Genomic DNA, 19,060 nt, shown 5'->3' on the forward strand with positions numbered 1-19,060 from the left:
TAAAATGAAATCATGTATAAAGTAATGATTGTAGAAGATGATTATATAATTGCCTCTAAATTAAAAGAATTTTTAATGTCCTGGAATTATGACGTTTGTCTGATTCAAGATTTTTCAAATGTATATAATGAATTTATACAGGAAAATCCTCATATTGTCTTAATGGATATATCTTTACCATTCTTTAATGGATATTATTGGACGCAGAAAATAAGAGAAACGTCGAATTGTCCCATTCTTTTTATCAGTTCGGCTTCAGATAATATGAATATGGTTATGGCTTTGGATCAAGGTGGAGATGATTATGTCATAAAGCCGTTTGATCTTCAGATCCTGGCTTATCGTATCAAAGCTTTATTAAGACGCTGTTATGATTTTAGTGAAGCGATGACATTGGAACATAAAGGTGTTTTATTTTCAGTGGATTCATTGGAAGTTTCTTATCAGGGACAAACCATTGAATTAACAAAAAACGAAGCCCGTATTTTAACGTGTTTATTGGAACATAAAAATAAAGTAGTAAAAAGAGAAGAATTAATGGAATATTTATGGAAAACGGATTTTTATGTGGATGAAAATACATTAAATGTCAATGTGAATCGATTACGGAAAAAACTGGAAAAGATTGGAATTGTTGATTTTATTTCAACAAAAAAAGGATTAGGGTATAGTATATGAAATATATAAAAGATCGAAAAGAAATTATAATCTTATTTATAGTTATTATTATGGCTTTCTTTTTGATTTTTTATTTATATTCTTTACCATTTGATGCATTATTATATGGTTATCTATTGATCAGTATATGTTTTATCTGTATTCTTTTGATTGATTTTTATTTTTATAATAAAAAATTAAAACAGATAGAATATTTAAAAAGAGAAGATAAAATTGAATTTGAAGGTTCTTTACTGGAAATGAATCTGGTACAGGCATTTGAACAAAGAGAAAAGAATCTTATTGGACAGAATGATTCTTTAGAAGAACAGATTCGTAATATTGAAGATTATTTTTCCATCTGGGTTCATCAGATGAAGCTTCCCATTGCAGCTATGAAACTGCTGTTAGAAAGTGATACGATTGATGTGAAGGCATGTAAAAGCCAATTGTTTCGTATGAACCAGAATACCGATATGACTTTGGCTTATATTCGAATGAACAGTAAACAGACGGATTATCTTTTTCAATTTTATGATTTGGATACTATGATTCGAAAATCCATTCATTATTTTGCGTATGAATTTGTTTCAATGAATCTTTCGATGAACTTTGAACAGACAAATAAAAAGATATTAACCGATGAAAAATGGTTTGTGTTCATCCTTCAGCAGATTTTATCCAATGCGATCAAATATTCAAAAAAAGGAGGAAGCATTCATATTTATTTTAAAGCGTCTTCTTTAGTTATTGAAGATCATGGCTGTGGAATTGAACAGGGAGATCTGCATCGTATATTTGAAAAGGGATTTACAGGATACAATGGAAGAATGGACCATAAAGCCAGTGGGCTGGGATTGTATTTATGTAAAGGAATATGTAAGTCTTTAAATCATGAAATATCTATAGAATCAAAATTAAATGAAGGAACAAAAGTGTATATTACATTTTTGTTAGAAACATGTAAGGAAAATCGATAGTTAAACAGACTATCTTTTTTTAAACTGTAATTGTCAAAAAAAGGAGAAAGTTTATGAATATTTTAGAAACAAAGAATTTAAAGAAAATATATTCTTCTCGATTTTCAAATGTACAGGTACAGGCATTAGAAAATGTCAATTTCAGTGTTGAAAAAGGAGAATTTGTTGCGATCATGGGAGAATCTGGATCGGGTAAGACCACTTTGTTGAATTTACTGGCAACTTTAGATAAACCAACCAGTGGAAAAGTCATTTTAAATGGAAAAGACATTACGCATCTTTCTTCAAAAGAAGTGTCTTCCTTTCGAAGAAATCATTTAGGATTTGTGTTCCAGGATTTCAATTTACTGGATACATTTTCCAATCGAGATAATATTTTACTTCCTCTGGTTTTAAATGGAACCAGCGTATCGGAAATGGAACAAAGATTAAATCCGATTGCCACTTCTTTAGGAATCATTTCTTTATTAAATAAATTTCCTTATGAAATATCAGGAGGACAGAAACAGAGGGTGGCTTTGGCTAGAGCTTTGATTACGCATCCCGAACTGATTCTTGCAGATGAACCAACGGGAGCTTTAGACTCAAAGTCCACAAAAGATCTATTGGATCTGTTGACACAGATTCATGAAAATGGACAGACAATATTGATGGTTACTCATTCCACTTTAGCAGCCAGCTATGCGTCTCGTGTCTTGTTTATCCGAGATGGTGTGGTATTCCATCAGATTTATAAAGGAAAGAAAACAAAAGAAGAAATGTATCAGCAGATATCGGATACGTTAACAGTTATGAGTACAGGTGGTGCTTTCCATGTATAGAAAACTGGCCTTACAGAATATACAAAATAATAAACAGTATTATTTACCTTATATGATTTCCTGTATCTTCATGGTTATGACTTTTTATACCATTTATTCATTGGCAATGAATCCCAATATACAGGAAATGATGGGTGGGGATGAAATGCAGCTGATGCTTCGCTTTGGAGTGATCGTGATTGCTTTATTTTCTATTGTTTTTATCTTTTATATAAATGGATTTTTAATGAAACAAAGAACAAGGGAGTTTGGCTTATATAATATTCTGGGAATGGAGAAGAAACATATCAATCTGATTGTCTTTTATGAAACCTTTATTGTATCTATCCTTTGTTTAATAATTGGAATTGGATTGGGTATATTATTGGATAAAGGTCTGTATTTACTGATCCTAAAAGTTTTTTCTCTTGAGATTCAATTTGGATTTTATATTTCGATAGATGGAATCTATTTTAGTCTTTTATTATTTGGAATCATTTTCATATGTGCTTATTTGTTTTCCATTTTACGAATTCAAATCTTAAATCCGATTGAATTACTGCATCAAGATCAGAAAGGACAGAAAGAACCAAAAAATAAATGGGTTTTCGCTTTAATTGGTTTTGTATGTTTGATAGCAGGTTATGTACTGTCTATTACTGTAAAAGATCCTATTTCCGCTTTTATATTCTTTTTTGTAGCGGTTATTTTAGTTGTGATTGGAACCTATTTTCTATTCACCTATGGAAGCATTACCTTATTAAAGTTTCTTCAAAAAAACAAATCGTATTATTATAAAACCAGTCACTTTATCAATGTATCCAATATGAAATATAGAATGAGTCAAAATGGAATTGGACTGGCAAATATCTGTATTTTATCCACTATGATCTTAGTGGCTTTATCTTCTACTGTCAGTTTATGGATCGGATTTAAAGAAAATCTATATGCGATGTATCCTTATGATATATGTATACGACAATATATTGATAACGATGAGCTGCAGAATGTATTAAAAGATTATTCAAAATATTATGAAAGCAAACAGGAAGTGGATGTTCTAATTTTTTCTGCGTATCGTTTAGATAATTCCTTTATCTTGGATCAGGATAAAGTAGATGACATAGATTATTCCAATTTATTCAACCTGAATTTTATGGATCTGGAAACGTATGAGAAATATACAGGTGAAAAGATTAAACTAGATAAAGATGAAGTATTGATAAGTGAGAAAGATTTAAAAGAATTAAAAATTGAAAACATGAGCTTTAAAGTAAAAGGTAAGATTTCAGCTGAAATGAAACCAATCACGGTGATGACAGGCTTAGATACGTACGATGTGGTTGTTGATTCAAGAGAAACATTGGAGGCATTGGAAAAATTAAATCAGGACTATTATGGAAATCAGGCTTCTTACATTGGGAAAAGCATTTGTATCAATTTAAAAGAGGGTGTCAATAAACTGGAAGTGGAAAATGAAATTTATGAAACTTTACGTGCAAAAGATATTATCACAAGTTATGAAGGAAAAGACATTGCGGCAAAATTTATGTTGTCCATTTATGCAGGTTTCTTATTTATTGGTATCTTTGTCAGTATACTGTTTTTGATAGCGACTGTATTGATCATGTATTATAAACAGATCAGTGAAGGATTGCAGGATAAATCAAGATTTGAAGTGATGCGAAAAGTGGGATTGGATGAAATGGATATTAAAAGAACCGTTAATTCACAGGTTTTAACTTTATTTTTCCTTCCTTTGGTTATGACAGGAATTCATCTGGCATTTGCCTTTCCGATGATTCGTAAATTACTGGTTTTATTACAGCTTACCAATACAAATCTATATATCATAGTAACTTGTATTTCTTTTATGATTTTTGCGATGGTTTATATATTTATGTATATACAGACATCTAGAGTTTATTATCGAATTGTGAATTCTTAGAAGTGAGTCAATCACTTCTATTTTTTTATTGGTGGTTAGACCTAAAATGAGTATAATATATTTGGAAAAAATATGAGGAGGACAATATGAGTGGTTTTTTTGGGGTAGCTTCAAAAGAAAGCTGTTTATTTGATCTTTATTTTGGGACAGACTATCATTCACATTTAGGAACCAGACGTGCGGGTTTGGCAACTTATGGAGACAAAGGGTTTAGAAAATCAATACATAATATTGAGAATTCACCATTCCGTACTAAATTTGAACACGATTTAGATGGATTGGAAGGAAGAATGGGAATTGGGTGTATTTCAGATTTTGAAGCACAGCCTATATTAATACGATCCATTCATGGAACTTACGCGATTACAACAACCAGTAAAATTAATAATGCTCAGGAAATTATTGACAATATATTAAAAAATCGAGCTCATTTTTTTGAAATGAGCAATGGAGAAATCAATTCAACAGAATTGGTGGCAGCTTTGATCAATCAGAAAGACAATCTTATTGAAGGAATTCAATACGCATTGGATACAATTGAAGGATCTTTATCTTTAATGATCTTAACAAAAAAAGGAATCTATGCGGCAAGAGATAAATTGGGAAGAACACCAGTTATTTTAGGAAAGAAAGAAGATTCTCGCTGTGCCACTTTTGAAAGCTTTGCGTTTTTGAATTTGGGATATGAACTGGATCGTGAATTGGGTCCAGGAGAAATTGTTTTCTTTGATGAAAATCAATGTAAAACACTGGTTCAGCCAGGTAAAGATATGAAAATCTGTACGTTCTTATGGGTATATTATGGATATCCTTCTGCGACTTATGAAGGAGTTAACGTAGAAGAAATGCGTTACAACTGTGGAAAGCTTTTGGCAAGAAGAGATAAAGGAATTGATGTAGATGTCATTGCGGGTGTACCAGATTCGGGTACTGCTCATGCAGTGGGATATGCCAATGAAATTGGAATTCCTTTCTCAAGACCTTTCATTAAATATACACCAACATGGCCTCGTTCCTTTATGCCAACGATTCAGACAAAGCGTAATCTGATTGCCAAGATGAAGCTGATTCCAGTGCATGAACTGATTGAAGGAAAGAAACTGCTTTTGATTGATGATTCCATTGTACGTGGAACTCAATTAAGAGAAACAACCGAATTCTTATATGAAAGTGGAGCTAAAGAAGTACATATTCGACCAGCTTGTCCACCTTTATTATTCGGATGTAAATATCTGAATTTCTCTCGTTCTTCATCGGAAACAGAACTGATTGCCCGTCGTGTTATCAATGAGCTGGAAGGAGAAGAAAATGTCACAAAAGAATTGTTACAGGAATATGCCGATCCAGACAGTGAAAAATATCAGAAGATGATCGATAAGATCTGTGAAAAATTAAATTTCACTTCTTTAAGATACCATCGTTTAGATGATATGCTGGATTCGGTTGGAATGGAACATTGTAAAATGTGTACATATTGCTGGAATGGAAAAGAATAAAAGGCAGAAATTCTGCCTTTTTTTAAATGATAGGAGCAATTATAAAATGTGTTAAAATCAGAAAAATGAAGATTGCGAACAATATAGAAGGAAGTAAAGCATGAGATGTTTCTAAAGGTTCTAATGAACTTTTCACAATAGCCCATTTTGGATGATCTTTATTATAATAGATATCAACGATTTCAGGAATCTGTGTTTTTTCATCACTCTGACTGATTTCATACTGTATTGTAATCAAATAGATTTTCTTATTAACTTTATACTGATATTTCGCGTTGTAAACTGTAAATGTATCTTCTTCTTTAATCGCATGTTTTTTGACTAAACAGGTTTTTAATTTTCCTTTTGTACAATAATCAGAAGTAATATTTTTTTCTATCTTTTCTTCTTTTTTCGTTAAGAAGATCAGACTGATAAAAAAGGAAAGAACGGATAAAAATAAAACAATAAAAGCTTTCATATAAACTCCTATTCGATATATAAATTTAAATCTACATTTGTACTGATTCCATCAATCTGACCAGAATTGGAATACTGCCACATTTTAAAATGAGCATTTAATTCAGGTTTTTCAATATAAGCGGCATACCATAAATCATATTTTTTGATTTTTTCCAGATCAAATTCATTTTCCAGCCAATGTTTATTTCCATAAATTAAAGTTCGATATCCTTCTTTTTCCATGGCTTTACAGAAATCTAAAGCAAACTGGGTTTTCTTTTCTTTGGATAAACTGGCAAGGCGGTCGTTCTCATTAAAATATTCCATGTCATAACATACAGGAAATTCTAAAGAATAATCCTGAATCAATTCCAGTACAAAATCAATTTCTTCCTGTAATTCTTTTTCTGTAGTGGCTGTACTGTAAAAATAGACTCCCACATCAATATTATTTTTAAGAGCTCCTTCTATATTTTCTTTAAACATAGTATCTTCATGCAGTTTACCTTCAGTAGCACCTCTATATCCACAGCGGATGATCGCAAAGTCAATACCGCTTTCTTTTACCTGTTTCCAGTCAATTTCTCTTTGAAAAGAAGAAACATCAATTCCTGTTTTGGTGCTATAGAGATTGTTGTCAAATGTCATCCTTCCATCTTTGTTGACAATAAACTGATCTGGATTATACAGAACGGAATTTTTTGTTAATAAACGATAGATTCCAAACAATAGAAAAATGGATATCCAGACAATAATCAAAAAAATCAGAATCAGGATCAAATAACGATGCAGTACATTTTTTCTTTTCTTTTTCTTCATAAATTATATTCTAACAAAAAAAAGATTATCATTAAAGATAATCTTAATGGTGGAATAAACGAATCTTTGTAAAGGCCATTGCCATACCATATTTGTTGCAGACATCAATGACATTGTCATCACGAACGGAACCACCTGGCTGAGCAATGTATTTTACTCCAGATTTATGAGCTCTTTCGATATTGTCTCCAAATGGGAAGAATGCATCGGAACCTAAAGCGACATCCTGCATCTGATCCAGCCAGGCTCTTTTTTCTTCTTTTGTGAAGACTTCTGGTTTTTCGGTAAAGACTTTTTCCCAGGCACCATCGGCCAATACATCCATATATTCTTCTCCGATATATAAATCAATGGCATTGTCTCGATCGGCTCTACGAATGTTTTCTTTGAATGGAAGATTCAATACTTTTGGACATTGACGTAAGAACCAGTTATCCGCTTTCTGACCCGCTAAACGAGTACAGTGAACACGAGACTGCTGTCCGGCTCCAATTCCAATGGCTTGTCCACCTTTGGCAAAACATACGGAATTGGATTGTGTATATTTTAATGTGATCAAAGCAATCATCAAATCAATTTTGGCACTGTCTGGAATGTCCTTGTTTTCGGTAACCACTTCATTTAATAATTCTTTATTAATGACTAAATTGTTTCGACCTTGTTCAAATGTAATTCCAAATACCTGTTTGTGTTCAATTGGATCAGGAATGTAGTTTTCATCGATTTGAAGAACACAATAATTTCCATTTTTCTTCTGTTTTAAAATTTCTAAAGCTTCTGGGCTGTAACCTGGAGCGATAACTCCATCGGATACTTCACGTTTGATTAAACGAGCGGTATCTACATCACATGGATCGGATAAAGAAATAAAGTCTCCAAAAGAGGACATACGGTCTGCACCACGAGCACGAGCATAAGCACAAGCCAAAGGGGATAGGTCACCTAAGTCATCTACCCAATATATTTTCTTTAAAACATCATCCATTTCCAGACCTACAGCGGCTCCAGCTGGAGAAACGTGTTTAAAAGAAGTGGCAGCTGCCAGACCTGTCGCCTGTTTTAATTCTTTTACCAATTGCCAACCATTTAATCCATCTAATAAGTTGATGTATCCTGGTTTTCCATTTAATACGGTAATAGGAAGTTCACTTCCATCCTGCATATAAACTTTGGATGGTTTCTGATTTGGATTGCATCCATATTTTAATTGTAGTTCTTTCATGTTTGTCTCCTTTTTCGCAAGCAAATTATAAACCATATTGATATTAAAGTCGACTTAAATGTCGAATTCGAGAAAAAATCAATAGAAAGATTCCTGTATTCAACAATCCTTTTATAAAAGTAAAAGGAACATTAAATACCAATAAAGCCTGAGAAAGATTTGAAATAGATGGTACAATCAGCTGATACATGGACAATATAGCGGATTGAGAAAATCCAACTTTATAATATAAAGGATAAATTAAATAATAATTGGAATAATAGCTCATAAAAGCCATAAAAATACAAGCCAGTAGAATTCCTGCTTTTTTTGAATGAGGCCATATATAACCAAATATCAGACAGAAAGAAGCACCTAATATAAAATTGGATAATTCTCCGATAAATCCACTTTGAGAAATAAATAAATGAATTCCATTTTTACAAAGAGAAACCAGAATTCCCATCCAGGGTCCTAATAGAGCCGTTGTAAGAATTTGAGGAACATCGGAAAAATCCAACTTTAAAAAAGAAGGTAAAAATGGAATCGATATTTCTATATATTGTAAAATCACAGAGATGGAAATCATGAAAGAAAGAAAAGTAATGACTTTAGTTCTGGTCATACTGTTTAACTTCAATTTCCTTTGTATCAAAATGAATAAAAATCTGATAAGCATAGTTATCACTGCTTGTATCCCAGATTTCAACAAATTTTGGAGTTACTTCAATTAAGATTTCACTGTCTTCATGGGAATATTTATTATAGCTTCCCCATAAATATTTCTTATAAAGTTTTTCAAATCGACGATCGGGTTCATCGATGACCAATCCTTTATTTTCACAGATTCCTTCAACCTGTACCCCTGACCAGCATAAAGCTACATGAGGATTTTGAAACAATTGTTGCGTTTTTCGAAAATTTTTATCGGTTTTAAAATAAATTTTCTGATCGTAGAATAAGCAGGATACGTTACGAACCATTGGATAGTTATCCACACAACTGGCCAAGGCCATGATTTTCCAATTTTCCAGTTTTTCAAATAAGATGTCTACAGCTTGTTCAAACGTTAAATTTTTATCAATACTAAATTTCATAAATTACTCCTGTATAAAATGTTTAATTGGTTTTGATATTTTTTTGTATAATAAGAAAGTGATAATGGATGTTGTACATCTGGAAATTAAATTAAATGGAATCACTGAGAAAGCAACAAAGGATATCTTTGTGGAAATATATGGATTAACAGCCGCACAGATTCCTAAAATCTGATCCCAGCTCATACCGTATAAATAAATATAGGCTGGAAAGATCAAATATAAATTTGTGAAGATGGCAATCACGACGCTTATAATAATTCCCAGTAATAAACCTGTAATGGCTCCTTTTTTCGTACGATTTTTACGATAATAAAGAATGGCTGGTAAAACATAGGCACAACTTAAAATAAAATTCTGAATTTCACCAGTAAACAGGGAAGTAGTTCCTTTAAAAGCTAAAATCAGTCCTAATTTGATCACAATAATTTCAATTGCACCAATTGGACCAAGAATAAATCCTCCCATGATTTCTGGTAAAGCAGAGAAATCAAAATTTGCGAAAGGAGATAAAAAAGGAACATTAAAACTAAAAAATTGTAGAATAAAAGCCACAGCTCCCATAATAGCTGCCATAGTGATTGTGCGAACACGTGAATTCTTCATTTCTTTTCCTCCTTGAATTCATAAAAGCTAAAGAACGCCTTGAAATCAAAAAAGTGTGCAACAGGGCACACAAAAAATCAGAAGAATTTCTGTCTTTTCTCATCCGGACTTTAACCGTCGGTATCTGAATTTCACAGATTCGGCCTATAAAAGGTTCATGGACTATACCATCGGTAGAGACTTTCACTCTGCCCCAAAGACGTTGTATTAACTTTACATTTGATAGTGTAAAACAATAAATAGGGAATGTAAAGCCTATTTGGACAATTTAAAGACTAAGTTTTCCGTTTTTCTTTTCTTCTTTTATTTATAATTTATAATGAAATCAGAAATAAACAAAAGAAAGAAGGGAAAGAAGATGGTTCCACCATAGGATGTAAGAGGATGCGCAAATAAAAAGGAGATAGAAACAGAATAAAGAAAAAATATGTAAGTGAACAAATCACAGATGTTTCTAAAATAAAGAAAAAATAATAATAATATACAAGTGAATATGGACAAGGCAATCCTTGTCTTTTTTTTATGGAATTTGATATACTTTTTCTATGAATGGTTTAATTGGAAAAATACAAAGATATTCCACTAAAGATGGACCTGGGATTCGAACAACGGTATTTATGGTGGGTTGTAATTTAAGATGTAAATGGTGTGCAAACCCAGAATTATTAAAAGCGGATCAGGTTATGTATCATAAAGAAAAATGTCATCGTTGTGGTTCCTGTTTAGCTTATGAAGGGATACAGTGGGATACGACAGGAGTTAAAATCAATCGAAGTCAATGTATAAAAATAAAAGAACTGGAAGAAATCTGTCCTTTTGAAGCGTATGAAAATGTAGGAAAATGGATGGATAGCGATGAATTGGTTCAAATTTTATTAAAAGATAAAGAATATTACAGTCAAAGCAATGGTGGAGTTACATTTTCAGGAGGGGAAGCTTTATTACAGGCGGATTTTGTGTATGAATGCACAAAAAAACTGCATAAATATGGAATTCATGTCACTTTAGATACAGCCTGTGCTTTACCTTATCATCCTGTATTGGATGAAGTGGATCTGATTTTACTGGATATCAAGGCATATGATGCACTTCTTCATAAAAAATGCACAGGAATAAAAAATGATCAGATTTTAGAGAATGCGAAAAAGATAAGAAAACCAGTGATTGTTCGAATGGTATTGGTTCCAGAGTTCAATGATGAGTTAGAAGATATAAAAAAGCGAATTGATTTTGCCAGTACAATTCACTGTATTCAGATTGATTTTTTAAAATATCATATTTTAGGAGTCAGTAAATATGAACAATTAGGACTTAGCTATGAATGCAGCTTAAAAGAATTGGATGAAACGATACTTCAAAGCGCAATAAAATATGCAGAAGAAAAACATATAGAATATACCATTGGAGGATAAAGAAAAGGGGAGCGATCCCCTTTTAATTTTATAATTCTTTTCCAGTTAACATTTTATATACCTGAAGATATTTATCAATTGTTTTTTGAGTGACATCTTCTGGTAAAGTCCAGTTGTGATCTTTGTTGGATTTTAACCAATCACGAGCAAACTGTTTATCAAATGATGGCTGTGAATGACCTGGTTCATATACATCTGCTGGCCAGAAACGAGAAGAATCCGGTGTCAACATTTCATCTGCCAGTACCAGTTCTCCATTTTCATCCAATCCAAATTCGAATTTTGTATCCGCAATGATGATTCCACGAGTTAAGGCATAATCGGCACATTTTTTATATAAAGCAATGGTTGCCTCTTTAATCTTTGTGGCATATTCTTCTCCTTTTCCAGGAAAAGCTTTTTCTAAATGAACGATGCTTTGTTCAAAAGAGATATTTTCATCATGGTCTCCAATTTCCGCTTTTGTGCTTGGTGTATAAATCGGTTCTGGTAATTTATCCGATTCTTTTAAACCTTCTGGAAGTTTAATTCCACAAACGGTTCCATCTTTTTGATAGCTGGCCCATCCACTTCCTGTGATATAACCACGAACAATGCATTCCACTGGAATCATTTCGAGCTTTTTGCACATCATTGAATTTCCATCGTATTTTTCCTGCTGGAAAAATGCAGGCATATCTTTTACATCAACGCTGATCATATGATTTGGGATAATATCTTTTGTCATATCAAACCAGAATTTAGACATTTGTGTTAAAACGGTTCCTTTTTTTGAAATGGTATTGTTCAAGATGACATCAAAACAGCTGATGCGATCGGTCGCAACCATGATCAGGCTTTCTCCGTTATCATAGATTTCACGTACTTTTCCTTCTTTAACAGGTTTCATAGTAATTTCCTCCTATACCGTATTTATTATATAAGATAAATTGAAAAATAGTAGAAAAAAAGTGTAAAATAGAAAAGAATGAGAGGGTAGATATGAAAAAAGAAGAATTGGAAGCGACTTCCTTAGTGGAATTAAGAATAATCGCAAAAGGAAAAGGATTGAAAAATGTTACAGCTTTACGAAAAGCGGAATTAATAGATTTATTGTTGTCAGTGGAAGAAAAAGAAGAAAAAAAAGATGAAAAGATGGCCTATGGAATCTTAGAAGTGATGGATGGCTATGGTTTTATTCGATGTGACAATTATTTAACAGGGGAAGATGATGTATATGTATCCGCCAGTCAGATTCGGCGGTTTCGTTTAAAAACAGGAGATGTGTTGTTAGGGAAGATGCGGGAAAAAACCGCAACGGAAAAATATGGGGCCTTACTTCGGATCAGTTCAGTCAATGGAGTGGATCCGGAAATTGCGAAAAACAGAAGAGCTTTTGAAGATCTGACACCGATTTTTCCCAATCAAAGAATTAAACTGGATGTGAATTCAAAGGTATCTATGCGCATTGTAGATTTATTGTCTCCTATTGGAAAAGGACAAAGAGGAATGATTGTTTCTCCTCCAAAAGCAGGAAAAACAACTTTACTTAAAGATATAGCCTTAAGTGTTCAAAAGTCCAACCCAGAAATGCATCTGATTATATTATTAATTGATGAAAGACCAGAAGAAGTAACCGATATTAAAGAAACGGTTATGGGAAAGAATGTAGAAGTTATTTATTCCACATTTGATGAACAGCCAGAACGTCATAAGAAAGTATCTGAAATGGTAATTGAAAGAGCAAAACGACTGGTGGAATTAAATGAAGATGTCATGATTCTTCTGGATTCCATCACAAGACTGGCCAGAGCCTACAATTTAACGGTGACTGGAAGCGGTAGAACGTTAAGTGGAGGACTAGATCCAGCTTCATTATATATGCCAAAACGTTTTTTTGGGGCAGCTCGAAACACTCGAGAAGCGGGAAGTCTGACAATACTGGCAACGGCACTGGTCGATACAGGTTCCAAAATGGATGATGTCGTATATGAAGAATTTAAAGGAACGGGAAATATGGAACTGGTATTAAGTCGAAAATTACAGGAACGAAGAGTATTCCCGGCTATCGATGTTGTCAAATCCAGTACACGTAGAGAAGATCTTCTTCTGACAAAAGAAGAACTGGAAGCGATCAATGTCATTCGTAAAAGCTTAAATGGATTAAAACAGGAAGAAGCAGTGGAAAATCTGATTGATTTATTCACTCGTACTCGAAGCAATGAGGAATTGGTTTCATTTATAAAATATAAAAATTCATTAACAATTTAAGGCGATAGAAGGATATCATCCCACTGAAGTAAATACACGAAATAATTAAATCTATCCCATCGATGTGAAACCACAAAGGTGGGATTTTTTATATAGGAAGAAAAGCGAAATATACAAAAGTACAATAAAGACAGTGATAGGAAACACAAAATAATTTAGGAATTACAATACCGGTTTGTGTTTTGTCCTTTTTAATTTTTCATCCAATCCCCATTGTTTTAGCTATCTGTCAGCCACAGAAAACATAATGTATATTTGGCTGCATTCAAAAGATGTCAAGGCATATGTTGAGGGGTTTTATTTTAGTAATACAAATATCAACAGTATCTTGATTGAGATTTAAAATAAAAAAGAGAAAGAAGTTTCATAAATGACAAGGATAAGTTATACCATGGTCTTACTTTACTTCAAAAGGAATATCGAATTATTGAAGAGAATCTAAAGTCTAAAAACCTGGTTGGATCAATATAAAATTAAATAAGAGACTATAAATGAAGTGTGGTTTCCAATATCGGAATGGTCATTACAAACCGATATCATAAACCACATTTTTCTTTTAAGGGGATCATCCCTTATTAGAATAGACTAGAGGATCAATCTCGAATAAAAAACGATAATTTCTTATCGTTTTAATCCAAAATAGGCACCACAGAAGCCTCCTGCGATATGAGTTAATTGAGAGATGGAATCTTGTTCAAATAGAGCACTGTATATTTCTTTGCCAACAAAAATCACAAAGACAAGAATCAAAGTTAATGGAATTTCTTTCTGTTTGACACTGGTGATACTGGAGACGATCATCATCATAAAGACAATGCCACTGGCTCCACACAACGCGGTGTTGGAAAACAGTAAACTGTTTAATAGAGCTCCGATAATACCGGTAATTCCTATCATGATACATAGTTTTCTTGATCCATATTTTTCTTCGATCATAGGTCCCAACAATAAAATAAAAGTCATATTGCTGGTAAAATGAGACCAGTCAGAGTGTCCAAATATATAGGTAATCCATCTTATATATGTCATTGGATTTCTTAAAGAATCTCTATAGGTCACAAAATAAGACAATGTATTAAAATCTGTACTCATATTGATAAACAATACAAATAAACAGATACATACAAATCCAATGGTAACAGGAGCATTGATCTTAATTTTCATGAATTAATTCCTCTAATTGATGTACATATTGTTTAAAGACTTCTAAAGATTGTTCTATGGCATCTGGTTTAGACATATCAATTCCACATTGTTTTAATAAAGAAATTGGATCTTTTGAACAACCTCCTTTTAAGAATGTTTTATATTTATCGACAATTCCTTCTTCCTGATTTAATATCTTTGTACTTATGGCTATCGCTGCCGCAAAGCTGGTTGCGTACTGGTATACGTAAAATGGTGTATAAAAATGAGGAATACGACTCCATTCATATTGAATTTGAGAATCAATGAAAATGGCATCTCCATAATATTTTTTATTCAGATCGTAATAAATCTGATTTAGTGTATCACTAGTTAAAACTTCATTTTGATTGACTAAATCATGCGTGATCTTTTCAAATTCCGCAAACATGGTCTGTCGATACATTGTAGACTTAAATTGATCCAGTAAATAATTCAGTAAATATATTTTTTCTTCTTTATCTTCTGTATTTTTCAGTAAATACTGAATCAGTAAACTTTCATTACAGGTAGAAGCTACTTCCGCTACAAAGATGCGATAATCACTGTCTAAAATAAACTGGCTGGAATTTGAATAATATGTATGTAGAGCATGTCCCATTTCATGGGCAAGAGTAAAGACATCATTTAAAGTTTCATTGTAGTTTAATAAAACAAATGGATGACATCCATAACATCCCCAGGAATAGGCACCAGTACGTTTTCCTTTATTTTCATAAACATCGATCCATCGATTGTTGAATCCTTCTTCTAATAAATTAATATAATCTTGACCTAATGGTTTTAATCCTTCTTTTACAATTTCTTTTGCCTGTTCAAACGTATATTTTTTATTTATAGATGGAGTTAAAGGGACATATAGATCGTACATATGTAAAGATTCGTATCCTAATATTTCTTTTCTTAATTGTACATATTCATACATAGTATTTAAATGATCATGTACAGTCTGAATTAAATTATCATAGACTTCTAAAGGAATTTCATTTGAAAACAATTCACATTCCAATGTACTGTTGTATAAATGTTCTTTACTGAAAAATAAAGCCTGTTTACAATTGGCATAATACATTGCGGATAAAGAATGATTAAACTGTTCATATTCTTTATAGAGCTTTTCAAAAGCACTTTTTCTTAATGTACGATCTTTACTTTCCATATAAGAAATATAATTTCCATGAGTTAAAGGATGAGGGTTTCCCATTTCATCCATACAGTCTTCAAATTGAAGATCGGCATCATTAAACATAGAATAAATGGAATCTGCGGTATTGGATAGATCGGAAGCTCTGGCCAGAAGGGCTTCTGTTTTTTCATCCAGTACATGTTCTTTTCTTCGAAAGATCATTTCCAGAAAGCGATGATATTTTTTTAATTCAGGATGATCAATGGAATCCAGTTTTAATATTTCCACTTCAAACCAGGAAGTTTTCTGACTGACTTTAACCGCCATTAACTGGGCTTTTCCACTTAAATTCTGGTAGGTACTGTTTGTGGCATCCTGATGATTTCTCTGATTGGCATAGACATAAATTCTTCCAAAATAGTAATTAATGGTTTCATAAGCCTGTAAAGCTTCTAATAGAATACGATTCTGTTCTAATTTTCCTTTATAATTCTGAAAGTGATCCAGTTCTTTTTCTAACAATTCATATTCTTTTTCAAACTGACTGTCATCACTATAGATATCTTCCAGTTTCCATGTGTTTTCAATCTTTTGTTCTTGTCGTGTAATCATAATTTCCTCCTTATGTTATAATGAGTCCATGAAATGTTTAGCAGTGGATTTAGATGGTACAACTTTAAATAGATGGAATAAAATATCAGATAAAAATTTAAATGCTTTAAAACAGGCACACAATCAGGGAATTCTTATCGTTCCTGTTACAGGAAGAAGCTTAGATATGATTCCAGAATCGTTAAATAATTGTGATTTTATTGATTATGTGATCTGTTCAAATGGAGCGGTAATCTACAATTTTAAAACAAAAGAAAAAATGTATGAAGCTACCATTCCAAATCAGGAATGCATCTCTTTTTTAGAAGAACTTCCTTCTTTTTATTTAAGTGCCAACATCGATGGACATATTGTTTTACAATCCGGATGGATTGGAACTTTATATCAATTCCTTAGAAAAAATAATAAGACAAAGTTTTTAAAAGTCAATAAAATAAAATCGTATTTAAAGGATACAAAAAAAGATGTGGAATGTTTTCAGATGTATACATTAAGAAAATCCATTCATTATCAGATGATGAATATATTAAAGAAATATCCTTCTTTAATAGAAGCCAATACCAATGCGCCTGAAAATCGATATACAGAAATCTTTTCTTATTTTTCTTCAAAAGGAAAAGCTTTATTGTTTTTAAAGGAACATCTTCAATTGGAATGGGTATATAGTATAGGAGATGGACAGAACGATCTTTCTTTATTTGAAGTTTCCGATTTTTCAATGGCTATGGGAAATGGACATAAAGACTGTAAAGAAAAAGCCAATGTGATCCTTCCATCTAATAATAAAGATGGCCTTTCTTTTGGAATCGAAAAATATGTTTTAAAGGGATGAAAATCCTTTTTTATTTTGACTTTTCATTCAACAAATTTATAATAAATATGTCTTACTGGAGGTGAAAAAGAATGGACAATTGTGATAGTTGTGGGCCGAGTTCATGTTTAGAAATTCCGTTGTCTGTTCTTTTCAGATAACGAAATAAAGATGAATTGCCCCTGTTAAAAAAGTGAATAAAGGAGGCAAATATGGAAGAAAAAGAAGTATTAGAAGAACGTAATCATTATGTTCAGGAAATTATTGAGTTATTAAATAGCGACCTCGAAAAGGAAGAAATCAAAGAAAAACTGGAAGATTATCATGATAATGATATTGCCCAGGCTTTTGAGGAAGTAACTCCGGATGTACGTAAGAAACTGATTTCTTTGATGGATGAAGAACAGATTTCCGATATATTTTCCTATATTGAAGATCTAGATCTTTATCTGGAAGAAATGGATATGCATAGTGTTGCCAGAATCATTGAAAACATGGATGCCGATGATGCCGTGGACTTACTGGAAGACATGGATGAAGAGGTTCAGAATCAGTTGATTGAAATGATTGATGATGAATCGAAAGAAGACATTCGTCTGATTCAGTCTTATGAAGATGATGAAATTGGAAGCTATATGACCACAAACTTTGTGTCAATCAAAGAAGACAGTACCATTCGCCAGGCTATGAAATCTGTAGTGGAACAGGCGGGGGAAAACGATAATATTATGACCATTTATGTTTTATCTAAGGAAGATACTTTCTGTGGGGCCATTGCGCTAAAAGATTTAATATGTGCTCGTCAGAATGATGCATTAGAAGATCTGATTGTGACTTCTTATCCTTATGTAAGCGATCGTGAAAAAATATCCGACTGCATTGAATGGATCAAAGATTATGCAGAAGATTCTTATCCGGTATTAAATTCAGAAATGAAGATTTTAGGAATCATTACCGCTCAGGATATCATCGAAGTTGTCGATGATGAAATGGGTGATGATTATGCGAAATTAGCGGGTTTAACAGCCGAAGAAGATTTAAACGAAACGACAAAACAAAGTATGAAAAAAAGATTGCCATGGTTAGTGGCTCTGCTGTTTTTAGGAATGCTGGTCAGCAGTGTGGTTGGTGTCTTTGAAGGAGTTGTTTCAAAAGTTGCGATCATTGTCTGTTTTCAGTCCTTGATTCTGGATATGGCTGGAAATGTAGGGACCCAGTCTCTGGCGGTAACTATTCGTGTATTAATGGATGAAAATTTAAGTGGAAAACAGAAAATTGGACTGATTTTTAAAGAATCAAGAGTCGGATTGTGCAACGGATTCTTACTGGGATCTTTATCTTTCTTATTTATTGGTATCTATTTAATAGTTTTAAAAGGATACGATGTATTTCATGGATTCTGTATCAGTGGATGTGTAGGGATTGCTTTACTGGTTGCGATGATCATTTCAAGTATAGTGGGAACCATTGTCCCTATGTTTTTTCATCGAATCAAAGTGGATCCAGCCGTTGCTTCTGGACCATTGATCACAACGGTAAATGATCTGGTAGCCGTCATTACATATTATGGAATGGCATGGATCTTATTGATTGAATTGTTTAAGTTTTATTAGGAGGGT

Annotated in this window: 18 protein-coding genes and 1 riboswitch; of the genes, 9 read left to right on the forward strand and 9 right to left on the reverse strand. The window is 32.6% G+C overall.

The genetic code is table 11. The features are described from left to right. The first annotated feature begins 12 nt into the window (after positions 1–12). From FYJ50_RS06705 to FYJ50_RS06725, 5 genes are all read left to right on the forward strand, one after another. Positions 13–678: a response regulator transcription factor gene (locus FYJ50_RS06705; RefSeq protein WP_154460372.1), complete on the forward strand. Its 666-nt coding sequence runs from the start codon at positions 13–15 to the stop codon at positions 676–678. Beyond that, a complete protein-coding gene (locus FYJ50_RS06710) occupies positions 675–1,637 on the forward strand; it encodes a sensor histidine kinase (RefSeq protein ID WP_154460374.1) in 963 nt (320 codons plus the stop codon). Before FYJ50_RS06705 ends, FYJ50_RS06710 begins: the two co-directional genes overlap by 4 nt. A 53-nt stretch (positions 1,638–1,690) precedes the next feature. Next, positions 1,691–2,458: an ABC transporter ATP-binding protein gene (locus FYJ50_RS06715; RefSeq protein WP_154460376.1), complete on the forward strand. Its 768-nt coding sequence runs from the start codon at positions 1,691–1,693 to the stop codon at positions 2,456–2,458. Next, entirely contained in the window at positions 2,451–4,385 is a 1,935-nt protein-coding gene (locus FYJ50_RS06720) for an FtsX-like permease family protein (protein ID WP_154460378.1), read from the forward strand. The genes FYJ50_RS06715 and FYJ50_RS06720 overlap by 8 nt, the downstream gene beginning before the upstream one ends. 86 nt (positions 4,386–4,471) lie before the next feature. Further along, positions 4,472–5,881, forward strand: a complete 1,410-nt coding sequence (locus FYJ50_RS06725; protein ID WP_154460380.1) for an amidophosphoribosyltransferase — start codon at positions 4,472–4,474, stop codon at positions 5,879–5,881. Between the two features lie 22 nt (positions 5,882–5,903). Here FYJ50_RS06725 and FYJ50_RS06730 read toward each other — a convergent pair whose 3' ends face one another. From FYJ50_RS06730 to FYJ50_RS06755, 6 genes are read right to left on the reverse strand one after another with little or no spacing between them, the layout of a single operon-like run. Then, entirely contained in the window at positions 5,904–6,341 is a 438-nt protein-coding gene (locus tag FYJ50_RS06730; RefSeq protein ID WP_154460382.1) for a hypothetical protein, read from the reverse strand. An 8-nt stretch (positions 6,342–6,349) separates the two neighbouring features. After that, positions 6,350–7,141 (reverse strand): glycoside hydrolase family 25 protein, encoded by a 792-nt coding sequence (locus FYJ50_RS06735; RefSeq protein WP_154460384.1) that lies wholly within the window; start codon positions 7,139–7,141, stop codon positions 6,350–6,352. Positions 7,142–7,184: 43 nt separating this feature from the next. Further along, complete coding sequence (locus FYJ50_RS06740) at positions 7,185–8,363, reverse strand: phosphoribosylaminoimidazolecarboxamide formyltransferase (protein WP_154460386.1); 1,179 nt, start codon at positions 8,361–8,363, stop codon at positions 7,185–7,187. Positions 8,364–8,406: 43 nt separating this feature from the next. Continuing rightward, the gene (locus FYJ50_RS06745) at positions 8,407–8,967 is read right to left on the reverse strand and encodes an ECF transporter S component (RefSeq protein WP_205946464.1); all 561 of its coding nucleotides are present in this window, start codon (positions 8,965–8,967) and stop codon (positions 8,407–8,409) included. Next, positions 8,954–9,439, reverse strand: coding sequence for a pyridoxamine 5'-phosphate oxidase family protein (locus FYJ50_RS06750; RefSeq protein ID WP_154460390.1), 486 nt, complete (start codon positions 9,437–9,439; stop codon positions 8,954–8,956). The genes FYJ50_RS06745 and FYJ50_RS06750 overlap by 14 nt, the downstream gene beginning before the upstream one ends. A 3-nt stretch (positions 9,440–9,442) precedes the next feature. Continuing rightward, positions 9,443–10,045 carry an ECF transporter S component gene (locus tag FYJ50_RS06755; RefSeq protein ID WP_154460392.1) on the reverse strand — a complete coding sequence of 201 codons (603 nt, stop codon included), beginning with the start codon at positions 10,043–10,045 and terminating at the stop codon, positions 9,443–9,445. Between the two features lie 87 nt (positions 10,046–10,132). Next, positions 10,133–10,250: riboswitch (FMN riboswitch) on the reverse strand. A gap of 340 nt (positions 10,251–10,590) precedes the next feature. On the opposite strand from FYJ50_RS06755, the gene FYJ50_RS06760 reads away from it, so the two are divergent. Further along, positions 10,591–11,457 (forward strand): glycyl-radical enzyme activating protein, encoded by an 867-nt coding sequence (locus FYJ50_RS06760; RefSeq protein WP_154460394.1) that lies wholly within the window; start codon positions 10,591–10,593, stop codon positions 11,455–11,457. A gap of 28 nt (positions 11,458–11,485) precedes the next feature. Here the strand turns inward: FYJ50_RS06760 and FYJ50_RS06765 are convergent, their stop codons facing one another. Continuing rightward, positions 11,486–12,346 carry a phosphoribosylaminoimidazolesuccinocarboxamide synthase gene (locus FYJ50_RS06765; protein WP_154460396.1) on the reverse strand — a complete coding sequence of 287 codons (861 nt, stop codon included), beginning with the start codon at positions 12,344–12,346 and terminating at the stop codon, positions 11,486–11,488. Between the two features lie 92 nt (positions 12,347–12,438). Here FYJ50_RS06765 and rho point away from each other — a divergent pair, with 92 nt between their 5' ends. Further along, entirely contained in the window at positions 12,439–13,707 is a 1,269-nt protein-coding gene (gene rho, locus FYJ50_RS06770) for a transcription termination factor Rho (protein WP_154460398.1), read from the forward strand. A 621-nt stretch (positions 13,708–14,328) separates the two neighbouring features. Here the strand turns inward: rho and FYJ50_RS06775 are convergent. After that, on the reverse strand, positions 14,329–14,871 hold the full coding sequence (locus tag FYJ50_RS06775; protein ID WP_154460400.1) for a rhomboid family intramembrane serine protease: 543 nt from the start codon (positions 14,869–14,871) through the stop codon (positions 14,329–14,331). Next, positions 14,861–16,630 carry an oligoendopeptidase F gene (pepF, locus tag FYJ50_RS06780; RefSeq protein ID WP_154460402.1) on the reverse strand — a complete coding sequence of 590 codons (1,770 nt, stop codon included), beginning with the start codon at positions 16,628–16,630 and terminating at the stop codon, positions 14,861–14,863. The genes FYJ50_RS06775 and pepF overlap by 11 nt, the downstream gene beginning before the upstream one ends. Before the next feature lie 28 nt (positions 16,631–16,658). Between pepF and FYJ50_RS06785 the strand changes: the two genes are divergently transcribed. Together FYJ50_RS06785 and mgtE are read left to right on the forward strand one after the other, a co-directional pair. Next, positions 16,659–17,462, forward strand: coding sequence for an HAD-IIB family hydrolase (locus FYJ50_RS06785; protein ID WP_154460404.1), 804 nt, complete (start codon positions 16,659–16,661; stop codon positions 17,460–17,462). Between the two features lie 191 nt (positions 17,463–17,653). Beyond that, positions 17,654–19,054 carry a magnesium transporter gene (mgtE, locus tag FYJ50_RS06790; protein WP_154460406.1) on the forward strand — a complete coding sequence of 467 codons (1,401 nt, stop codon included), beginning with the start codon at positions 17,654–17,656 and terminating at the stop codon, positions 19,052–19,054. Positions 19,055–19,060 lie beyond the last annotated feature (6 nt).

The organism is Floccifex porci, assembly GCF_009696175.1.
Classification (GTDB): domain Bacteria; phylum Bacillota_I; class Bacilli_A; order Erysipelotrichales; family Erysipelotrichaceae; genus Floccifex; species Floccifex porci.